The sequence below is a fragment of the Ekhidna sp. genome (assembly GCF_040220215.1).
Classification (GTDB): domain Bacteria; phylum Bacteroidota; class Bacteroidia; order Cytophagales; family Cyclobacteriaceae; genus Ekhidna.
The window spans coordinates 37,109-58,542 of the sequence record NZ_JAVJTR010000012.1 but is presented as its reverse complement, the minus strand read 5'-3'; the positions used below and the strand labels follow the sequence as shown (position 1 = coordinate 58,542).

The 21,434-nt window shown below is 41.4% G+C and carries 21 protein-coding genes; 8 read left to right on the top strand and 13 right to left on the bottom strand.

Going from position 1 to position 21,434, the window contains the following annotated elements; genetic code table 11:
* Window positions 1–3: 3 nt before the first annotated feature.
* Window positions 4–735 carry a tRNA pseudouridine(38-40) synthase TruA gene (truA, locus tag RIC88_RS07355; RefSeq protein ID WP_350216882.1) on the bottom strand — a complete coding sequence of 244 codons (732 nt, stop codon included), beginning with the start codon at window positions 733–735 and terminating at the stop codon, window positions 4–6.
* Window positions 736–964: 229 nt separating this feature from the next.
* Here truA and RIC88_RS07350 point away from each other — a divergent pair, with 229 nt between their 5' ends.
* Complete coding sequence (locus tag RIC88_RS07350; RefSeq protein ID WP_350216881.1) at window positions 965–1,468, top strand: DUF4293 domain-containing protein; 504 nt, start codon at window positions 965–967, stop codon at window positions 1,466–1,468.
* On the opposite strand, the gene RIC88_RS07345 is transcribed toward RIC88_RS07350, so the two are convergent.
* Together RIC88_RS07345 and RIC88_RS07340 are read right to left on the bottom strand one after the other, a co-directional pair.
* A complete protein-coding gene (locus tag RIC88_RS07345; protein WP_350216880.1) occupies window positions 1,461–1,817 on the bottom strand; it encodes a type II toxin-antitoxin system PemK/MazF family toxin in 357 nt (118 codons plus the stop codon). The two genes, RIC88_RS07350 and RIC88_RS07345, sit on opposite strands and share 8 nt — an antisense overlap.
* Complete coding sequence (locus tag RIC88_RS07340; protein WP_350216879.1) at window positions 1,786–2,052, bottom strand: YlcI/YnfO family protein; 267 nt, start codon at window positions 2,050–2,052, stop codon at window positions 1,786–1,788. The genes RIC88_RS07345 and RIC88_RS07340 overlap by 32 nt, the downstream gene beginning before the upstream one ends.
* A gap of 142 nt (window positions 2,053–2,194) precedes the next feature.
* Between RIC88_RS07340 and htpG the strand changes: the two genes are divergently transcribed.
* The 3 genes from htpG to RIC88_RS07325 all read left to right on the top strand — a co-directional run bounded on the left by htpG (window position 2,195) and on the right by RIC88_RS07325 (window position 7,834).
* The gene (gene htpG / locus RIC88_RS07335) at window positions 2,195–4,084 is read left to right on the top strand and encodes a molecular chaperone HtpG (RefSeq protein ID WP_350216878.1); all 1,890 of its coding nucleotides are present in this window, start codon (window positions 2,195–2,197) and stop codon (window positions 4,082–4,084) included.
* Between the two features lie 302 nt (window positions 4,085–4,386).
* Window positions 4,387–6,957 (top strand): M14 family zinc carboxypeptidase, encoded by a 2,571-nt coding sequence (locus tag RIC88_RS07330; protein WP_350216877.1) that lies wholly within the window; start codon window positions 4,387–4,389, stop codon window positions 6,955–6,957.
* Window positions 6,958–6,982: 25 nt separating this feature from the next.
* Complete coding sequence (locus RIC88_RS07325) at window positions 6,983–7,834, top strand: toxin-antitoxin system YwqK family antitoxin (protein WP_350216876.1); 852 nt, start codon at window positions 6,983–6,985, stop codon at window positions 7,832–7,834.
* Here RIC88_RS07325 and RIC88_RS07320 read toward each other — a convergent pair.
* From RIC88_RS07320 to RIC88_RS07285, 8 genes are read right to left on the bottom strand one after another with little or no spacing between them, the layout of a single operon-like run.
* The gene (locus RIC88_RS07320; RefSeq protein ID WP_350216875.1) at window positions 7,831–8,286 is read right to left on the bottom strand and encodes a GNAT family N-acetyltransferase; all 456 of its coding nucleotides are present in this window, start codon (window positions 8,284–8,286) and stop codon (window positions 7,831–7,833) included. The two genes, RIC88_RS07325 and RIC88_RS07320, sit on opposite strands and share 4 nt — an antisense overlap.
* Entirely contained in the window at window positions 8,283–9,245 is a 963-nt protein-coding gene (locus RIC88_RS07315; RefSeq protein WP_350216874.1) for a 1-acyl-sn-glycerol-3-phosphate acyltransferase, read from the bottom strand. Before RIC88_RS07315 ends, RIC88_RS07320 begins: the two co-directional genes overlap by 4 nt.
* 42 nt (window positions 9,246–9,287) lie before the next feature.
* The gene (locus RIC88_RS07310) at window positions 9,288–10,571 is read right to left on the bottom strand and encodes a hemolysin family protein (RefSeq protein WP_350216873.1); all 1,284 of its coding nucleotides are present in this window, start codon (window positions 10,569–10,571) and stop codon (window positions 9,288–9,290) included.
* The gene (locus RIC88_RS07305) at window positions 10,564–10,788 is read right to left on the bottom strand and encodes a hypothetical protein (RefSeq protein ID WP_350216872.1); all 225 of its coding nucleotides are present in this window, start codon (window positions 10,786–10,788) and stop codon (window positions 10,564–10,566) included. The genes RIC88_RS07310 and RIC88_RS07305 overlap by 8 nt, the downstream gene beginning before the upstream one ends.
* Window positions 10,785–11,429: an LPS export ABC transporter periplasmic protein LptC gene (gene lptC, locus RIC88_RS07300; RefSeq protein WP_350216871.1), complete on the bottom strand. Its 645-nt coding sequence runs from the start codon at window positions 11,427–11,429 to the stop codon at window positions 10,785–10,787. The genes RIC88_RS07305 and lptC overlap by 4 nt, the downstream gene beginning before the upstream one ends.
* Complete coding sequence (locus RIC88_RS07295; protein WP_350216870.1) at window positions 11,407–12,723, bottom strand: tetratricopeptide repeat protein; 1,317 nt, start codon at window positions 12,721–12,723, stop codon at window positions 11,407–11,409. The genes lptC and RIC88_RS07295 overlap by 23 nt, the downstream gene beginning before the upstream one ends.
* 13 nt (window positions 12,724–12,736) lie before the next feature.
* Entirely contained in the window at window positions 12,737–14,017 is a 1,281-nt protein-coding gene (gene bamG, locus RIC88_RS07290; protein ID WP_350216869.1) for a BamG family beta-barrel-assembly machinery protein, read from the bottom strand.
* Window positions 14,017–14,733: a type III pantothenate kinase gene (locus RIC88_RS07285; protein ID WP_350216868.1), complete on the bottom strand. Its 717-nt coding sequence runs from the start codon at window positions 14,731–14,733 to the stop codon at window positions 14,017–14,019. The genes bamG and RIC88_RS07285 overlap by 1 nt, the downstream gene beginning before the upstream one ends.
* A 73-nt stretch (window positions 14,734–14,806) precedes the next feature.
* On the opposite strand from RIC88_RS07285, the gene RIC88_RS07280 reads away from it, so the two are divergent.
* The 4 genes from RIC88_RS07280 to RIC88_RS07265 all read left to right on the top strand — a co-directional run bounded on the left by RIC88_RS07280 (window position 14,807) and on the right by RIC88_RS07265 (window position 19,762).
* Complete coding sequence (locus RIC88_RS07280; RefSeq protein WP_350216867.1) at window positions 14,807–15,847, top strand: anhydro-N-acetylmuramic acid kinase; 1,041 nt, start codon at window positions 14,807–14,809, stop codon at window positions 15,845–15,847.
* A gap of 39 nt (window positions 15,848–15,886) precedes the next feature.
* The gene (locus RIC88_RS07275; RefSeq protein ID WP_350216866.1) at window positions 15,887–17,119 is read left to right on the top strand and encodes a Glu/Leu/Phe/Val dehydrogenase dimerization domain-containing protein; all 1,233 of its coding nucleotides are present in this window, start codon (window positions 15,887–15,889) and stop codon (window positions 17,117–17,119) included.
* 65 nt (window positions 17,120–17,184) lie between these two features.
* Window positions 17,185–18,669 carry a sodium:proton antiporter gene (locus tag RIC88_RS07270; RefSeq protein ID WP_350216865.1) on the top strand — a complete coding sequence of 495 codons (1,485 nt, stop codon included), beginning with the start codon at window positions 17,185–17,187 and terminating at the stop codon, window positions 18,667–18,669.
* Window positions 18,670–18,775: 106 nt separating this feature from the next.
* A complete protein-coding gene (locus RIC88_RS07265; RefSeq protein ID WP_350216864.1) occupies window positions 18,776–19,762 on the top strand; it encodes a TerC family protein in 987 nt (328 codons plus the stop codon).
* Here the strand turns inward: RIC88_RS07265 and purE are convergent, their stop codons facing one another.
* Window positions 19,763–20,254 (bottom strand): 5-(carboxyamino)imidazole ribonucleotide mutase, encoded by a 492-nt coding sequence (gene purE, locus RIC88_RS07260; RefSeq protein ID WP_350216863.1) that lies wholly within the window; start codon window positions 20,252–20,254, stop codon window positions 19,763–19,765.
* Window positions 20,254–21,396, bottom strand: a complete 1,143-nt coding sequence (locus RIC88_RS07255; RefSeq protein WP_350216862.1) for a 5-(carboxyamino)imidazole ribonucleotide synthase — start codon at window positions 21,394–21,396, stop codon at window positions 20,254–20,256. Before RIC88_RS07255 ends, purE begins: the two co-directional genes overlap by 1 nt.
* Between the last annotated feature and the right edge of the window lie 38 nt (window positions 21,397–21,434).

The following is a 21,434-nucleotide window of genomic DNA, read 5'->3' as shown; positions in this document are numbered from 1 at the left end:
GTCCTAGTCTAAATAAATGTCTTTTGGGTAAACTACTTTTTGCAAAAACAATCCCTCTGCCGGAACAGCTCTACCTGCCTTTCTACGATCATTGCTTTCTAAAATTTCACGGAAGTCATCCAGTGAAGTTTTTCCCAGTCCCACATCAATCAACGTACCGACAACAGCTCTGACCATTCCACGCAAGAAACGATTACCAGCAATTTCAAACAAATGATTGGATCCGTCCTGCACCCACTTCGCCTGAAAGATTTCACAGTTGAAGTTGTTTACCTCGGTATGAACCTTACTAAAGCACTCAAAGTTCTGCCAACCCTTAATTATTTCACATGCAGCATTAATTTCTGCCACATTTAATTCTGGTCGGAAGTAATAGGAAACGCCTCTCTTGAATGGATTTTTTGCCTGATTCAGGTGATAATGGTATGTACGTGAGGTTGCATCAAAACGCGCGCTTGCATCCTCCTTTACCGATCTGATACCATTGATGGAAATGTCTTCATTCAAAAAGGAGTTGAGTTTAAATACCAGCTTTTCCCGATCTATCTTTTTTGCATCAAAGTGCGCTACTTGTTGGGTTGCATGTACGCCGGTATCTGTTCGTCCGCTCCCGACAATTGCAACTTCTGTTTTCAGAATAGTGGACAAGGCTTTTTCGATTTCCTCTTGTACCGTCACCCCATTGGGCTGAATCTGCCAGCCATTAAAGTTGGTGCCGCGGTAACTGATGTCCATAAAATACCTCACGGCGACAAAATTGCGTTCATTCCTTCACATTGAAACATAAAACAAGTCATATTTGCCATTCAACCTTTCAATAGGTTTAATATAAGGTCACTCCAGATGGAGTCTATCTTAAAAAATGAAGGTCTCGGAAAGTTGTCCATAGATTCCATTCTGGAATGACTTCTTTTTTTGTTTGTAAACCTTATATTAAACTTATTGAGTTACAAATAGTGTAATTATGCTACAACGAGTACAAACCATCTTCATGACAATCGCAGCGCTTGCGATGATTCTAATGCTTTTCTTTCCTATCTGGGAGAAATCAGATCAAAACTATGAAGCAGAAAAAAGAGAGTATGCCATCATGGATGCTTTTCAATTGAGGTATGAGCAGCATATCCCTGAGACTGGTGAGGTGCAGCTTTTAGGCACACAAGACACCTTTTTACTTTCCATAGGTGCGATACTGGCAGCTTTAGTGATGTTGTTTTCTGTCACTCGCTACAAGAACAGAATGACGCAAGTCAAATTAAATGCTTTGTTCTCACTGATCACAGCTGGAACTTTAGTGGGTACCTACCTTTACATCAGCAAAGCAAATGGACTGTTCGACCCGCAGGTGCAAGGCACGTTTCTTATTGGTTTCTACCTTCCTATTGTAGCTATGCTAAATAATTTCCTGGCGAACCGCTTCATCCGAAAAGACGAGCAATTGGTGAGGAGTGCGGATCGGATTAGGTAAGATCAAGGATTTGTTTAAGTTTCTGATTCAGCTGAGATTGTTTTTCCATAGAAAGTGTACCTAATTTCCGAATCAATTTGTCGTTATCCAGTGCTCTTAGCTGATCTATGAATATTACTGAATCGTGAAGTAAGCCAGATTCCCCCTCTTCAAGTTGAATTTGTAAATGTGTCATTTCCCAGGGGGAAGAACTGATAGGACAAACAATCGTTGAATTGAGGGCGTTCAATATGTCTGATTGCACAATAACAACCGGCCTTACCTTTCCCATTTCTGTCCCAGCCTTCACCCCTAAATTAGCAAGCCATAGATCGAACTTATTCCTTTTCAATGCCATAATGCTTTTCATAATCAAAAATGGTATTATCCCATTCTCTCAGTTCATCCTTTATTTTTCCATATTGTTGGGCAGTTTTCTTTGCTGCTTCTCGAAGCTGTTCTTCCAATTCTTCCCTTTCCTTTTTTCGGGTGTATTCTACTACTGCCTCCATCACATAGCTGCTTCGGTTTTTATTCATCGACTTTCGATACTTCTCCACCTTTTTATAAATATCTTCCGGCATTTTCAAACTAATCGTTTTCATGATCGTATTATAAATGGCATTACAAATAGTAATACGAAAATAATACCAAATTAGTTTTCTGCCAACCTGTCAGTTTTGCCTCTCTGGAATAGTATTTGAGTTTAGGCGTCTGAGTAACAACTAAAAAAATTGTAATCAGACGATGGCAGAGAAAGGTACAATCTCAATACACACGGAAAACATCTTTCCGATCATTAAAAAATTCCTCTATTCAGATCACGAGATCTTTTTGCGTGAGTTGGTTTCCAACGCAGTAGACGCATCACAGAAAATCAAACAACTGGCTTCCCTAGGAGAATACACCGGTGAGCTTGGTAAGCTGACTGTCGAAGTGTCATTCGACGAGAAGAAAAAAACCATCACCATCTCCGATAATGGAATCGGGATGACGGAAGAAGAGATAAAGAAGTACATCAACCAGATTGCGTTTTCCGGCGCAACCGAATTCGTAGAGAAATACAAAGACAAAGCAGATAACCAGCAGATCATCGGTCATTTTGGGCTAGGGTTCTATTCTGCTTTCATGGTCGCGAAGAAAGTAGAGATCAATACGCTTTCTCACCAGGAAGGTGCTGAATCAGCTAAATGGATCTGTACGGGAGAAACTGATTTTGAAATCAAAAAAGGTACTCGAAAGAAAAGAGGAACCGATATCATCCTCCACATCGCAGATGATTCGGAAGAATTCCTTAATGAACACAGACTTCAAGGCATCCTCGACAAATACTCGAAGTTCTTACCTATCCCTATCAAGTTTGGTCAAAAAGAAGAGCAGGTTGAAGATGGCAAAGACAAGGATGACAAGCCAAAATACAAAACGGTCAAGAAAGACAATATCATCAATGATACTGATCCTATCTGGACAAAATCTCCAAGTGAGCTGAAGGATCAGGATTACCTTGATTTCTATAAAACATTATATCCGTTCAGCGATGATCCGCTTTTCTGGATTCACCTGAATGTGGACTATCCATTCAACCTGACCGGAGTGCTTTATTTCCCTAAGTTGAAAAAGGATTTCGACCTACAGAAAAACAAAATTCAGTTGTATTCGCGTCAGGTGTTCATTACCGATGAGGTGAAGGATATTGTACCGGAATTCCTGCAGCTTTTGCACGGGGTGATTGACTCTCCTGATATTCCATTGAATGTATCCAGAAGTTACCTGCAGTCGGATTCCAATGTGAAGAAGATAAACGGGTACATCACTAAGAAAGTAGCTGATAAGCTGTCTGAGCTTTTCAAAAACGATCGAAAAGGATACGAAGAGAAGTGGGAAGACATTGGTGTGTTCGTGAAATACGGAATGATCTCCGAGGAGAAGTTTGATGAAAAAGCGAAGGACTTTGCTTTGGTGAAAAACATGGAAGGCAAGCACTTCACGATTGAGGAGTACAAGAAGCACATCGAGGCAAATCAAACCAACAAGGACAAAAATGTGGTGGCGCTTTATACCACCAACAAAGACAAGCAACATGGCTATATCAATACCGCACAGAAGCGCAGCTACGATGTAATTGAATTGACTGGCCCGATTGATCCGCACTTTATCAATCACCTGGAGCAGAAGCACGAGAAGTTCCAGCTTCAGCGTGTAGATGCGGATGTCATTGATAAGCTGATTGACAAGGACGAGAAGAAAGAATCTATACTTTCAGAAAAAGAGCAGGAAAGCCTGAAAGACATTTTTGACAAGGCAATCAACGACAAAAACAACAGCGTGACTGTTCAGCCAATGGCTATCGACGATATGCCGGTCACGATTACTCTGCCGGAGTTTATCCGACGGATGAAAGACATGCAGGCAACCGGTGGCGGCCCAATGATGTTTGGTGATATGCCGATGACCTTGTCCGTTGCTGTGAATGCCAATCATGCGATGACCAAAAAGATTCTGGGAGCAGATTCTGACGAGGCAAAGCAAAAACTAGCTAAGCAGGCCTATGACCTGGCACTTCTTTCGCAAGGCATGCTTCAGGGCAAAGACCTCACAGACTTTGTAAATCGAAGTGTGGAGTTGAGTTTGGCATAGTCATTACATGACACGAAATCATTGAAGGAACCCACTCAGTTGAGTGGGTTTTCATTTATCTACTTTCCTATCCCCTTGCGTAGCGACGAAAGGAGCAAGACTTGGGGATCTTAAGACTCAGTTCTAAGTCAAAAGATTCCCATGACTCGGATTCCCTTCAGTCATCCTCCCAAGGGAATTTGGTAATCCTTTTATTTCAGTTGGTTCTGTAAAACATTAATGTTTAGCTCCTACCACCCATCAAACCCTCCTTTTTTCTCCATCTTCATTTCCTTAGATTAGTCATCCTAAAATTCAAGCATATGAAGAAGCATCTCACCTTACTTTTAACCCTCCTTTCTTTTTGGTCTTTCGCGCAGGTAGACATGACCTACTATCTCCCGGAAGGGCTTTCCTACAACCCTGATATTCCAACCCCGAAAGAGGTGCTTGGCTATCACCCTGGTGAATGGCACGTCAGCCATGATCAATTGCTCTATTATATGCGAGCAGTAGCCGAAGCTTCCGACCGGATGATCATTGACGAAATTGGCCGTACCTATGAAGGACGTCCATTGGTTCAGATTACTGTTTCCAATCCAGTGAACCTTGCCAATCTGGATCAGATCAAAGCTGATCACAAAAAACTAACAGATCCGTCTTCGTCCGGAGGGATGAATACCGATGAAATGCCCATCGTTATGTGGCTGGGATATTCCGTTCATGGAAATGAAGCCAGCGGTTCAAACGCTTCTTTGCTGACAGCCTATTACCTGGCAGCTGCCATCGGTCCTGAAATTGACGAGATGCTGGAAAACTCCATCATCATTATTGACCCTTCATTTAACCCGGATGGTTTACATCGCTTTTCCTCCTGGGTAAACATGCACCGAGCACATGTGATCAACGCCGATCCTAATGATCGGGAGTACGATGAGGTATGGCCGGGTGGACGTACCAATCACTATTGGTTTGACCTGAACAGAGACTGGCTACCGTTGCAGCACCCGGAATCGAGGGGACGAATTGCTAGATTTCATGAGTGGAAACCAAACATCCTGACAGACCATCACGAGATGGGAACCAACTCTACGTTTTTCTTCCAGCCTGGAATTCCGTCCAGAAAATTTCCATGGACACCTGATAAGAATGTGGAGTTGACACACAAGATGGCTGCATTTCATGCGAAGTATCTGGATGATATTGGATCCCTTTACTACAGCGAAGAAAGTTTTGATGACTTCTATATCGGAAAAGGATCTACTTACCCGGATGTGAACGGTAGTGTTGGAATTCTGTTTGAGCAGGCCAGCTCCAGAGGTCATGCTCAGGAAAATGATTACGGTATTTTGACCTTCCCAATGGCGGTAAGAAATCATTTCACTGCTTCGCTTTCTACACTGGCATCAGGTATAGCACATCGAACGGAGTTTCTTGATTATCAAAGAGAGTTTTATCAGGGTGCTTCAAACCTGGCTTCCAGAGATGCGGCAAAAGCCTATGTTTTTGGCTCGTCCAAAGATAAGGTAAGAAATTATGAGCTAGCGAAAATGCTTGTACAGCATGAGATTGAGGTTTATGAAATCAAAAGTTCCATTAATAAAAATGGAAAGCAGTTCACGTCTGGTAATGGCTACATCGTACCAATGAATCAGAATCAATATCGCTTAGCGAAAGCGATCTTCGAGACACGTACTTCATTTACTGATAGCCTGTTCTATGATGTCTCCACATGGACTATGCCGCTGGCGTTCAACCTACCATATGCTGAGCTAGGCAGCAAAGATTTTAATTCAGGGATGCTTGGAGAATTAGTTGAGTATCCATCCGCTCCAACTGCTAAACTGGTCGGCGAAAAAGGAGCATACGCCTATGCGATTGAGCCTTATGGGTATTTAGGTTTCCGAGCAATCAATAGAATGCTAAGTAAGAAAGTAGTGGTGCAGATGCTGAATGAAACGCATACCGATGACAACCGAACGTATCCACGAGGAACCATGATCATCCCTGTAGGCATTCAGGAAAATAAGCGCGCATGGATTGAGCAGACCATTGATTCAATTGTGAAAGAAGATGGTGTGAATGTCTATTCCCTAAAGACAGGTTTAGCCAAAAGTGGTGTAGATCTCGGCAGTACAAGTAACTCAACCATAAAGGAACCTAAAGTGGCAGTGTTGGTAGAAGGAGGCGTAAGCAGCTATGAAGCGGGTGAAGTATGGCACCTATTGGACCAGCGATATAAAATGAAGGTGACTAAACTTCCTGTAGATCGGCTAGGCAGAGATCTATCCAGATATAATCGCATCATTATTCCGAACATGTGGGGCTCACTGAGTGACTCGCAAAAGAAAAACCTAAAGGAATGGATCTCTCAAGGTGGGGTTGTCATTGCCTGGAAGAATGGCGGCAAGTGGCTGAGTGATGCAGAAATTACAAGTGTGAAATTTGGTGCTGAGGAGGATGAAAAAGAAGATGACGATAAAAAGGATGAGTTTAAATCATACGAAAACCTGGATGAAGAAAGAGGTGCTCAGGTAACGGGCGGATCAATCTTTGAAGCAAAAGTAGATCTGACACATCCACTCGCTTATGGCATGGAAAGTGACCGAATGCCACTGTTCAGAAACCATAATCTGGTGATGCAGAAGTCTAAAAATGCATACGCCAACCCATTGATGTACACAGAAAATCCACTGCTTTCAGGATATGTTTCTGAGGAGAATCTGGAAAAATTCAAAGACTCACCTGCGGTTACGGTTTCCAATGTAGGTAGAGGAAAAGTGATTACCTTGGCGGATAATCCAAATTTCAGGGCATTTTGGTATGGAACCAATAAAATCTTCATGAATGCGTTGTTTTTTGGAGAAGCAATTAGCCGCAGTGCAGGCGAATGATTAACCAAAATGAAATAATCACTGGATGAAAGTTCAGCTTAAATCGATATTGACAGTTAGCCTCATTTTTATGGGGCTTTCTGCATTTTCTCAAGACGGTGAATCACTTGAAGATCTGTTTAAGGTGGATTATGACACCCCACTTACCCTCGATCTTGAAGAAGAAGCCAAGGAGGATAAAGGGATTGAGCCTGTCAAGCAAAAAAAGAAGAAGAAAAAACGTAATGTTTACTTTGGTATCAAAACCAGAAAAGCATTCACCCGAACAGGTTTTGGTAACGACGTGGTTTTTGAGATTTTCAATGTATTGAAGGAATACGAAGGTCCACCGGAATATGCCTCTGATTTCTATTGGTACGACTACAAGAAAAAGAAAGTCATGAATTCTCTTCGGGTAGATAAGAAAAATGCAGGTGTACTACATGGCCCTTATAAAAAAATGCTCGGTGAGCAGGTGTTGGAAGAAGGATGGTATTACAAAGGCATGAAGCACCGACGCTGGGTTCGGTTCAATAGACATGACATCCTGCAAGACAAGTCCTACTGGTGGAAAGGATGGCCGCAAGAGTCAAAACTGGCCTATTATGATTTTAAGAAAACCAAACTGAAAGAGGTGATTCCTGTTCACTTTGGGGAGAAAGACGGTGAGTACTGGGCGTTCCATGAAGATGGATCTTTAGCAGTAAGAGGCAATTATAAGTTTGGTCACAAGGTTGGTCTTTGGAGGGAATACTACGATGCTGGCCGTGTGAAGCGCGAGGTGGTTTACCCTGATGATCCTTTTAATTTTAAATTCAATCCTTACATAGCCCGGGAGTGGGACAACAAGGGTACGCTAATCTACGATCGGAGCAAGTTCCTGAAAGGAAGAAACTAGAGCTTCAGCTCCATTTGCACGTTGCACCTGGCATAGGGCGAGCAGTAACCGTCTGTGTCCTTAAATCCCAACCTTCTATAAAGATTTATAGCCGGCTTTAGTACGCTGTTGGTTTCCAAATAAATGGTATCGGCACCCAGCTCTTTGGCCTTCTCAATGGTAGCTATTCCTATTTTCCATCCGATCTTCTTTCCCTGTACCTCTGGAGATACTGCCATTTTTGCCAACTCATAAGTCTTATCTTTCATTTTAATCAAAGCGCAGGTACCCACGGTTGCTCCATCCATCTCAGCAATGATGATAGCTCCTCCCTTATCCAGAATGTAGCCCTGGGGATCATCCAGCATTTTTCTGTCCGATTCCTCCATCTCAAAGTATTGATTGATCCATGCCTCGTTTAGCTCCTTAAACGCTATAGCATGTTTAGGTAGGTAGTTGACTATGTCGATCATCGTTGATAGCTATAGAAAAGTCCTAAGATCATCACTATAACCGCAAGGATGGCTATATTAATTCCCACTGACCAGAAAAGAAGTAAAAAAACACTGAGCCACCATAAAGGAAATGCGATCAATGCAATACTGAATTTTAGCGTTGAATGAAATACAACATCCTCTACGTTGGAAAGTTTGCGGGCAATAACAAAGAAGGGTATTGGGTTTAAAATTTTGGCCAAACGATGATGTCTCTTTTCACGCTTCTCGGTCTTCACTTTCGTTGGATCAATTGATCGAAGCTCTTTAAAAGACAGTGATTCATTCTTAGGCTGGAAAATTGCCTGCTTTCGCAATTCATAATCCTGCGTTTCATCAGGAATGACCAAAGTGCTTTTCATTGCAATACTAATGGCCTCCCTCATCTTTATTAAGCCTGTTGATTGATTCTCTTCATAATCGGCTAAGTAATCACGAACTGAAATCGGTTCGCCAAATTTTATCAATACCGTAGACCGGGGTTTCCGGTGCTCAAAAAAGTTTAAGCCTACAGGCAAGACCATCAGGTCTTCGTTCAACTCAGCCTGCGATTTCAGGGCAAGCCTGGATGCTCCCTTTGTTAGCGGTCTTAGAAAATATTCCTTTCCATGATTGCCTTCTGCAAAGATGAGAACTGATCCCTTACTTTGGAATATCGCACTACAGTCAGTAAAGATTTTATCATTGAGTGCAAGCTTTGAGTAGCCGTCCCGTATTCGATAAACAGGCATCATATTAAATAACCTGAGGATTGGATTCGTCCATTTGTTAAAGACATCCGATCTGGTCAGATAGTGCAGTGGAATAGGAGCAAAGGCGCCAACCAAAAGGGGATCCATCAAAGCATTTTGATGATTCGGAGTGACGAGAAGTGGTACTCTTTTAGGCACATTTTCAATACCTTCAACTTTTATTTTATGATAATACAGTCTCAGCATTAACCTCATAAAAATTCTGAAGCATGCGTAAAAGACTGTCATTTATACAAGCTCTTCGGTGTTGATCAATGTTAGCTTCACCTTATCTATCCTGTTCTCTTCCATGGTGAAAATGGTGATGATAAAAGGTGGAATTTCGATTACTTCATTTACCTCTGGGATGTCTTCGTGATAGGCAAAAATGAGTCCGCCAAGCGTATCATACTCTCCCTCGGGCAGTGCTAAATCATAGCGTTCATTCAGGTAGTCAATTTCGTGGCGGGCACTAAATATAAAATTGAATTCATCAAGCTGCTGCTCGGTAAGGTATTCATCATCATGCTCGTCCCGAATTTCACCAAAAATTTCCTCAATGACGTCCTCTATGCTTACCAGACCGGAGGTTCCTCCATATTCATCCACGACCAATGCAAGACTTTTTCGATCGGTGATGAATTGAATGAGTAGCTCATTGGCAAGCATGGTTTCAGGGACAATCGGTATTTCTGTCAAAATAGACTTGACATCAACCGGCTTTTTAAACAATTCCAGCGCATGACAATATCCGATGACCTCATCTATCGATTCTTTGTACACCAGAATTTTGGAATGCCCGCTTTCAACAAAATGTTTTTTTAATTCATCTATTGAGTCTGTTACATCTACAGCTACGATCTCTGTTCGTGGAATCATACACTCTCGAACCTTGATGGTTTTAAATTCGATTGCATTGTTGAAAATTTTCGCATCGATTTCAGCCTCCTCCTCGTCCCTGATATTTAAAATATTGTTTTTGATATAGTTGTTCAGATCTGTCAATCCAAACACTGGCTTTTCATCTGAAAGTTTATATCCAAACATCCAAATAAAAAGAGCTGAGATTTTCACTACGAGAAATACCACTGGGTACATGAGGGTGTAGACAGCTCCCATCGGAATGGCAAAAAGCCGAATGGAGAAATCAGGATTGATGAGGAATAAACTTTTGGGAAGAAACTCCGCTGTAAGTAATACCAGTGCCGTAGAAATAATAGATTGGATGATTAACACCACAACATCTGTTGAAATAGCAGCTGGTAAGGAAGAAGCAATTACTGGTTCTAGTAATCCCGCCATGTAAATACCATAAAGCACCAGCGCAATATTGTTGCCTACAAGCATGGTAGCCAGGAATTGGGACTGATTGCTTGTAAACATTGCCAGGACTTTTCCTGCAAAAGTCCCTTTCTTCTTCAATACTTCAATATGAAGTTTATCCGCTGATACAAACGCGATTTCCATTCCTGAAAAAAACGCCGAGAAGAATAAACAGGTGAGTATGATCAAATAGGGGAGCGGATCATCCATGCTTTTGCTTCTTTTTCTTTTGTTTTCCGGAAGATTTTAGCTCTTCCTTTTCTTTGGCCTGTCTTTGACCCTTCCGATAACCATATAAAAATAAGAGTGCCAGACTAAACATAAAAATCCAATAGGATTCGGCTATGCCAACTACAATTGCCTGATCTATCCCAATAATAAACGTTACAAGCACTAACGCAAACAATATTATGTCAAATAATTTCATTGTTTTTTCGGGATTGGTTTGAGGGGGATCTCACGTTGTGCAGGTCGCTTGGGATCATCTTCCAGGGTAAATGTTCCGCTAGGCTTCAGGATTCGGTACTCTGTGAAGTCCTGATTTGATTCCATCCCCTCACCTGTATGAACTTCATCCTCAGACTTAATCGTTACAAATTTATCAGTATAGAATTTTTCTTTTGATTGATCCCAAAATAATTCCTCCGTATTTAGTTCATCATTTTTTGCCTTGCTTTTCACAATTACATTTCCTTCTGCCCGGTAGAGGTTGTCTGCCTTGGTAAAGTAAACATAGTTTGCAGAGAAATAGCTGGTAACCTGACCTCTGCTATTATACCACTCAATATAAAACCCGTTTGTCCATTCTCTGTCCCCATTTTCAAAATTACTTTGCGTTGGGGCATCCATTTTCATAACTACAATCCCAGAATCGCTGAGCAATGTAACTGCGCTATCCATAGAAGAAAGTGGGCCTTCGAAGAGTGGTGCATCGATCAAATCCTTGCGTTGATTACATGCCAATAAAAACAGGCAAGCACCTAAAACCAAAAAGCGGCCCGGAATAGCTTTCCAGGCCGCAATTATGTTGTTTGTTTTGCTGATATTAATTAGCAGGTCTTCTCTCAAGGGTTACTGTTGTGTTTATCCAGCATCCAATGGTAATTGACTGGCCTTCTTCTTTTCCCTCATTAAAGATATCTTCAATGGATGGGAACTGTGCCTTAGCTGCTGCCATGGCGCTGCTGTTTCCAGCCTTTCTATATTCATTGTATGCAGCTATGAATACAGCTCTATCCTGCACTTGGCTTTGCTCTTGTTTGCAATCGTTGAAACTGTTCATATAAAGATCTCCTATAAGCTTGTAGGCATCACTATAAGAAGGATCGAATGATAGTGCTCGTCTCGCACTATTTCTTGCTGTCGATTTCTCCCCATTCTTCCTTTGGATTTGTGCAATGTTCACATACATTTCTGCTTTTTCAGCATTATCATCCGTCAGACCAGCTGCTTCCTGAAAATATTCTATCGCTTGCACGTCATTTCCATCCTGACCATTTTTTTGCGCCAAGAACTTAGCAACTCCATAAGTAGGCTCATCGCCCTGGATAATTCCAGCAGCTTTCAGTGCCAGTGGGCTATCTAAGCATTTGCCCTTCAGCATCAATCTAAAGATTTGCTTCGCCATATTAACATCATCCCCACCAGCTAGTTTTGGTCCAAGCTTTTCTTCTACAAAATCACAACTGATTTCAACCTTCGTCGCTGTTAGTAGACGATCAACTAAATCCGATGAACTATCAATTTTCTTTCTTTCAGATTCACTTGCATTTTTACGCTGCTCAGAAAGTGCTTCAGAAATTCCTGAGTAAGTATTAATTACCTCCTCATCCGTTAGTCTCTTATATAGGTAGTTTTTATACACCATGTCCATGTACGCTACCAGAGCACCACGATTCATTTTAGCGCCATTCAAATCAAATGCTTTTTGAAAAATCTCAAGAACTGAGAAATACTTATCGCTTTCCTTTTTGTAGAATGAATAGGCAAAAATGGCTTTACGCTCCATTATGTCCGCTTTATCTTCCGGATAAACCTCCATTCTTTTGTCATGGAGACCCAATGCTTTTTGAATATACTCCTCTTTTTTTGCTTCGTCGCTCTCCTTCTTGGCTAGTTCTTCATAGATATCTATTCCATTGATATAGATAGAAGGGTTGAGATTCGGGGTGTTTTCAAGCAACCAGTTCAATGGCGGCAAAGCTGCCTTGTAGTTTTTTGATTTTTTTGCATCTGTGTAAAGGACATTTTTTTCCTTGGCCACATCTACCTGTTCTCCCCAGTTCCATCCATTTTGAGCGTTTGCTCCTATGGATATCGATAGGGAAAAAACTACTCCAAGTATTTTAGTAATCGTCTTCATAACTCACTTTTTGCTAGTCATACTTTCTTTTAATGAACCATCTATCATTGATAGTCGCTCCTATAACAACTTTATAATAGGTTTCCTTAATTAATCCATTAGATGATTCTCCAAGTTGTCCCCATTTAAACGCTAGGTCCATACTCGAAAAGCCACTAACTGGTAAAGAGGCACCAAAATTAATACCAAAATCAGTAAGTGCCTGATTATTTACGATATAAGGTAGTTTGTGATAGTTGAACCCTGCTGAATACTTCGTTCGCTTCCAATAGGAGTTCACATCATTATAATTTGGAACATACTCTGCACCAACCGCAATTTTGTAAGAATTATTGTATTGTTGGGCACTTTCTCCGGCACTACCCCATCCACTAGCTTCAATATCAAAGCCAATTTTATATTGATTTAGCTTTTCGTAGGACATACCAAAGCCAATGGTACGAGGCAGGTCAAACTGAATTTTCTCGTCAGAAACCGGCACGGTTTCAATTTCACCTCCTGAGTTAGAGAGTCTTATTAAAGAAATCTCTGAATTTCCATTAAGTGGGCTTTTGGGAGAGTATATAGCCCCAAAATTTAAAAATGCCTCTTCTGATAGTTTATGTCTGTATCCAAACCCAAAAAGTACGCTTAAATCTGAATATGATTTTTGCTCAGAGAATGCAATAGGATTTCCTATGGAAACATTTACTAATGAGGTATCTCCTTCCGAAATAACTTCTCTTTGTTCAAATAGGAAAATGTTGGAAGATTTATCTATCGCACCAAAGGTGTAGGTCGCTTTTATCCCGACTAGAAATTTGTTCTTTATTCTAAATCCATTGGCCCAGAAAAAATTTGTGAGCCCTCCTTCGCCCCTGTTATCAGAAACCTGTCTTACTCCGTCAACTCCTGTAACCTCACTTTCAGAGAATGTATTGTAGCTCACAGAACTATATGGGAGAAGTCCTATGGATGACGACCATTTCCCGGGCATAATAGGAAAAGCATAGCCTAGAAAACGCAACCCACCATCTGCGTCAGTCCCGGAAACATCAGTCCCGGAAAAGCTTCTTCGGTCAATTTCCAATCCGGCTTGAAAAGTGCTGAATGTATTGTAAACAAGGTTGGCCGGGTTTTGCGTATTTATATGCCAAAGCGTAGGCGAGCCAATTCCGACCTCCCCCATTCCAACATTGTTCGGCATACCCTGGTGATTGAGGCTACCCAATCCCTGGAATGAATAAATCGATTGAGAGTGAGCGAACTGCCCTAAAATAAACCAACAGGCAACCCCTGCTAAAATCCTTTTCATTATTGCTGATACTTCCAAATTCGGTATAGACCCTTCTGCACAATTTTTGAGCCTGCAAAGATGTGTGCTTTTACCTTGGATTCAAAGTAATGAGCGTCCCCTCCCGTCATTATCATGTTAAGACTTGTGAAATCTTTCTCTAATGTCTGTATAACGCCATTTATTTCATGAACAATACCCCAAAATGATCCACTGAACAAACACTCCCTGGTCGATTGACCGAGCTCCGAAGAGTTGAATTCCTGCCATTCCCCGGAAATATCCGGAAGTTGATCTGTAAAATGTGCCATAGCTTTCATCCTCATAACAAGTCCCGGAGAAATAACCCCTCCTCTAAAGACACCAGTTTTTTCCACCAAATCAATCGTCATGCATGTACCCAAATCAATGATCAGGTTATCCATATCAGGGAATAAATCAAATACCCCCACCGCGGCTGCTATACGGTCAGCCCCTAAGGTTTCCGGGGTTTTATAATTCAGGGAAATGGGGAGCCTTGTGAGATGGGACAAAACCTCAATGTTGGTTTTGCCGGATAGCCTTTCGTCCAACTTCCGAACTGATGACACCATGAGTGGCGATTCTCCGTATCGATCTAAAGCCTGCTGAAGGTCTTTCCAAATCAATGTTTCCTGAAAACGCCCACCCACCACTTCAGTAGTTTTAATGGAGCTATTCCCAATGTCCACCAGTATTACTTTTATATCTTCACTCATAGATTTGGATCAATTGACCGGCAAAGGAAATGAAATGAGCATAATTGATGCAATCTCAGCATATTCCGAATAAATGAAAAAAACATATTCAATCATCGGGGCAATGGCAGGTTCCTCTATGGATGGGCTTGATTTGGTTTGCTCAATTTTTTACCTAAAAAACGATGAATGGAATTATCTAATAGAAAAGTGTGATACAATTCCATATGAAGAAGGGCTTTTTGCAGAGTTGAAAAATTCCCCCAGTCTAAGTTTGGAAAAGCAGCAGGCATTGGATATAAAGTTTGGAAAATGGATAAGTGAAAAAATCAATCTTTTTAAATCAGATTTAGGTTTTGTTGACCTTCTCGGTGTACATGGCCATACAGTCATTCATGAACCACATAATGGGGTTAGTTGGCAACTGGGAGATGGGCAAACAATAGCCGCAAATTGTGGGATACCTACCATTACAGATTTCCGGACATTGGATATCGAACATGGTGGCCAGGGTGCACCTTTGGTGCCATATGGTGACTTTACGTTGTTTGGTGAGTATGATATCTGTCTTAACCTGGGTGGCATTTCAAATATTTCGCTTAAAGCAAATCGAATAGCCTGGGATATTTGTCCATGTAATCAGGTTTTGAACTTTTTTTCAAATCAACTTGGATTTCCATACGATGATGGCGGGGAACTTGCCACAAAAGGGAGGTATGATAAGTCATTCTATGAACTTATATCATCAAATGCCTACTTCTCAGCCCCTCCTCCAAAATCGCTCCCAAACAATTTTGTTGACCAAGTTTTACTCCTCACAGTCGAGCCAAGTGATGGACTTCATACATACACCCACGTAATTGTGGATCAAATTGTCAAAAGTCTACCCAAAGGAATAGACTCCAGGATGCTCATAACCGGTGGAGGAGCACAGAACACCTTTCTAATTGAGCTCCTTACTAAAAGTTTAGACAGGTGCGAGGTAGTGGTTCCTGATAAAAAGTTGATCGACTTTAAAGAGTCAATAGTATTCGCTTTTTTAGCGCTTAAGCGGTTCAAAAATGAAATCAATGTGCTCTCGTCTGTGACCGGGGCATCTAAAGACACCTCTTCGGGTGTGATTCATCTTCCTTAATGATTAGATTTGCGCCCTCAAAATACTGAAATCACTACAATGAAAGAACTCCTTAAAAAATTTGAAGATAAAACACCAGAAATCGTTTTTGAATGGTCTGATCCTGAAACTGAAGCAGAAGGCTGGGTAGTTATCAACTCACTAAGGGGTGGTGCTGCAGGTGGAGGTACTCGTATGAGGGTAGGTCTTGATAAAAGGGAAGTAGAGTCCCTGGCTAAGACCATGGAGATAAAATTTACGGTTTCAGGCCCGCAAATAGGAGGTGCAAAGTCAGGAATCAATTTTGATCCGAATGACCCACGGAAAGAAGGAGTACTTAAAAGATGGTATCATGCAGTTTACCCGCTGTTGAAAAACTACTACGGTACTGGTGGTGATTTAAATATAGATGAGATTCACGAGGTAATCCCTATCACAGAAGATTTTGGTTTGTGGCACCCACAGGAAGGTATTGTGAACGGTCACTACAATCCGCGAAAACCAACCAAGATTCATATGCTAGGGCGTCTCAGGCAAGGAGTTTCTAAGGTTTTAGAAGATCAGGAGTACATTCCGGATTCGCCAAAAAAGTATGTAGTGGCAGATATGATCACCGGTTATGGTGTGGCTGAAGCTGTACGCCACTATTATCAAATTTGGGGAGGAAATATTTCTGAGAAAAGGGCGATTATTCAGGGATGGGGAAATGTTGGCTCTACTGCTGCCCTTTATTTAGCCAAATATGGTGTAAAAATAGTTGGGATAATTGATCGTGAAGGTGGCCTAATGAACCCGGATGGGTATAGCTTGGATCACATCAAAAGGCTTTTTCATGACAAGGCAGGAAACAAACTAGTAGCAGACGATTTGATTCCTTTTGAGAAAATGAATAAAGAAATTTGGTCAATGGGTGCCGAGGTGTTTATTCCAGCGGCAGCTTCAAGACTGGTTTCAAAAGATCAGGCAGAATCCATGATCAATAATGAACTTGAAGTAGTGTCATGTGGTGCGAATGTTCCATTCTCCGACAAAGAGATTTTTTATGGGCCAATTGCTGAGTTTGTAGATAAAAAGGTGTCGTTATTGCCAGATTTTATTGCTAATTGTGGAATGGCTCGAACATTCGCATTTTTAATGGATCCGGATAATGATGATGTTTTGACGGATGCTGATATCTTCAATGATTGTTCAAAAACAATCGGAGATGCCCTCCAGGCGGTTCATAAAGAAAATAACACCCGAGCAAACCTTGCTGAAACCGCCTTTACTATTTCGTTAAATAAGCTTGTTTGATTTTAAGTAGGTTTGTTTTTGTCTGAGCTAATGATAACTTTAGTAATAATCAGTAACGCCTAAGTATGATCGGTAGAATTCTTGTTGCCATTTTATTAATGTCCGTAATCGTAGTGGCACAAGCCAGCGATTCTGTGCAAGTGCAAGAGCAGCAGGAGACCCATCAAACGCTCGATCATGACTCAGGGGCGGAAGAAGCACATACCTCTAAAAAGCCCGCATTGTGGAGTGTATTTCCATTTGTGCTGTTATTGGTAATGATCGCAACCGGACCTCTTTTTTATCCACATTTTTGGCATAAAAGCTATCCCGTCATTTCAGTAATATTGGCTTTTCTCGTCTGCACATATTACTTGTTTTATCTTCATAACCACCATAGTCCGGTTCACTCTACTGCAGAGTACATACAATTTATAGCCTTGCTCACCGGCTTGTTTGTAGCCTCTGGCGGCATCTTGATCATTGTGGATAAGGAGGCTAAGCCATTGACCAATGTGATCATTCTGGCAATCGGGGCTGTGATCGCCAATATCATTGGAACAACCGGGGCATCTATGTTGCTGATCCGACCATTTATCCGACTCAATAAAAATCGGATAAAGCCTTACCACATTGTATTCTTCATTTTCATAGTGAGTAATGTAGGAGGTTCATTGACACCAATTGGAGATCCTCCACTCTTCTTGGGATTTCTGAAGGGGATTCCATTCGAATGGACGCTTATTCATAACCTGGTACCATGGGTCATTGCTTGTATTATTTTGCTTGGATTCTTTTATCTATTCGATATCCGCAATAAGACTAATTACGCCGTGATGCGAGGTGAGGAAGAGGAAGAAGTACCCCCAACTGGAAAAGTGGACTTAAAAGGAAGAAGAAACTTCCTCTGGCTCGCCATAGTTGTTGGTGCTGTTTTTCTGGATCCAAATGTTTTTGAATGGGTTCCGGGAATTGAATATGAGGGGCAAAAATTTTCATATTTACGGGAGATCATAATGTTGATGGCGGCCTATGGCTCTTACAGGTTTTCTGATCTTCAGGCTATGCAAGGGAATGAATTCAGCTTTGAGCCTATCAGAGAAGTGGCGTTCCTGTTTATCGGAATATTCTTTACCATGATGCCTGCACTAGAACTTGTGAGTCAATTTGCCCAATCACCGGAGGGAGAAAAACTCATAAGCCCAAGCACGTTGTATTGGGGTACAGGTATCTTAAGCGGGTTCCTGGATAATGCTCCTACCTATGTTAACTTTTTAACTGCCTCCATGGCAAGTGTAGGGGCCGATGTAAATAAAATACAAGAAGTGATTGCTTTCGCTAATAATGAATATAAGGACTCACTCCTCTCACTCATGGCAATTTCACTTGGGGCAGTGTTCTTTGGAGCATTTACATACATAGGTAATGGCCCTAATTTTATGGTGAAGTCCATTGCAGAGCAAGTAGGTATTAAAATGCCATCTTTCTTTTCTTATATAGTAAAGTACTCTATTCCTATACTACTCCCTGTATTAATCATCATTTGGATTCTTTTCTTTATGGGCAATTGAATACCGGGATTAAATTACTTTATTCCATATCGGATAAAATTTTCTTTATTTGCGCTTTATTAGTTAATTTGGAAAGCGCCCTAATCAATAATAATCACCTGAAAAAATGTTGCTGAATTTATTCACAGGACAAAATGAAGGACTTCTCTTTGGAGTCTTCGGTGTTATAATCGTTTTATTCCTGATTGTTGATCTCGGTGTTTTTCACAAAAAACACCAGAAGGTCTCCCAAAAAGAAGCAATTCAACAGTCTATTTTCTGGGTTTTGGTCTCAGTTGGTTATGGTACGCTCATATATTTTTATGGCGAAGGACCTGCAGCCACTCTGGAATTTTTCTCTGCTTACGTAACGGAAAAAGCTCTTTCAGTCGATAACATATTTGTAATACTTCTAATACTCCGATATTTCAATGTCAAGGAGGAATACTATCACAATATTTTGTTCTGGGGTATTTTAGGAGCTATTGTTTTCAGGGCTGTATTCATTTTCGTAGGTGCGCTCTTAATAGCTGAATTTCATTGGATTCTTTATGTATTTGGTGTTTTCCTTGTGTACTCCGGGATTAAACTGTTCGGTGAGGATGAGGACATGGAGCTAGAGCCAGAAAAAAATCCATTGCTAAAAGCTTCCAAAAAAATACTTCCAATGAGCACCACTGACAAGGGTGGTAAATTCTGGTTCAGGGAAAAAGGTAAACTTTTATTCACTCCACTCTTTTTAGTTATTATTCTCATTGAGTCTACTGACTTAATTTTCGCGGTTGATTCCATACCTGCAGCATTCGCCATCACTCAAAATGAGTTTGTGATTTACACCTCAAACATTTTTGCTGTGATGGGACTGAGGGCAATGTTCTTCCTGCTTGCCAATGTCCTGGACAAGTTTTATCTGTTACAAAAAGGACTTTCTGTAGTTCTAATATTTATTGGGGCGAAGATGCTGGCAGAAATTTTTGAAATTCACGTCCCAACATTCCTTTCTTTCGGGGTAATTATTGGAGCTTTGACCTTGGCAATTGTACTATCCTTAATGTTTCCAAAAGACAAGGAACCGGAAGAGATTATAGAGGAAAAACTACCTGCAGAAGAATAATTATTTCTTTAGGCTTTCAACGCTTTCCATCACCTTATCGCGAAGTGTATCTTTATATTTCTGAAGATTTTCTGCAATCATCGTATCTGTAGATCCAACAATCTCAGCAGCTAGGATACCTGCATTCTTTGCACCATCCAGCGCTACGGTAGCCACAGGAATACCTCCGGGCATCTGGAGAATAGACAAGATTGAATCCCAACCATCAATGGAGTTACTAGACTTAACAGGAACACCAATCACTGGAAGGGTAGTAAGTGAGGCAACCATACCCGGTAGATGTGCAGCTCCTCCGGCCCCTGCAATAATTACCTGAAGTCCTCTATTTCTGGCTCCCTCCGCATATTCTACCATTCTATGTGGTGTCCGGTGGGCTGATACTATCGTAAGCTCAAACTCTACTCCCAACTCTTTCAATATATCTGCTGCTTGTTGCATGACCGGGAGATCAGACTTGCTCCCCATGATGATTCCCACTTTAGGTGATGCCATTATGCTTTTACTTTTAATGTGTCCTTAACCTTTCTCGCTTTGATCTTTAGATCCTCTATAGTTGCATCTGCAATGGTGACATGCCCCATTTTCCTGAAAGGTTTTGTTAGTTTCTTTCCATAAAGATGCACATAAACTCCTTTCATCGCCATACATTCCTCGAGCCCTTCATATTGCGCATTCCCGGTATACCCATCCTCTCCTAGTAAGTTTACCATGGCTGCAGGTGTGATGAGCTCTGCAGATCCAAGTGGCAAATTCAGGATTGCTCTTAGATGCTGTTCAAACTGTGATGTACGGTTCGCTTCGATGGTATGATGCCCGGAATTATGAGTTCGGGGAGCTACCTCATTAACCAACAATTCTCCTTCTTTTGTTAAAAACATCTCTACGGCCAACAGGCCTACCATATCTAATTTCTCTATAACATCTTTTGCGAGTGTATATGCCTGCTCTTCTGCCTCTTTGGGAATTTGCGCCGGAGCAAAAAGGAACTCCACCAGATTTTGTTCGGGATGATAAGAAAGCTCAACGACCGGAAAGCATGCCATTTCTCCTTTTTCATTTCGGGCCACTACCACGCTGATTTCTTTATCAAAATCAACGAGCTTTTCCAGTAATCCCGGCTTATCAAAAGCCTTGACCAAGTCATCCTCCGTTCGGATCATCTGCACTCCTCGTCCGTCGTATCCTTCAGTTCCCAGCTTGTTTACAGCCGGGAGCATGTCTTTTTGTTGTTCTACTTCCTTTGCATTTTCGGTAAGTACAAAATCTGAGGTAGGAATGCGATTGGCTTTATAAAATGTTTTCTGTTTGCGCTTATCCTGAATCAGCTCAATGATTTCGGGTTGGGGGAAAACTTTGACGCCATCTGATTGTAGCTTTTTAAGGGCTGCTACACTTACATTTTCGATCTCTATGGTTATCAGGTCAAATTGCTTTCCCCAATTATACACCAACTCATCATCCGTTAGTTTCCCAACAGAGAAATTCTTGACCAGGTGTGCACATGGTGCATTTTGATCAGGATCTAATATCGAAATGTCGAGGTTATAATTGATGGCTGACTGGATCATCATTCGGCCAAGCTGACCTCCACCAAGTACTCCGATTTTCAGGTCTGTAATGTCTTTTGCAGGCATCCGGCAAAGATAACCCGACTCACCTCTTTTGAGTATGG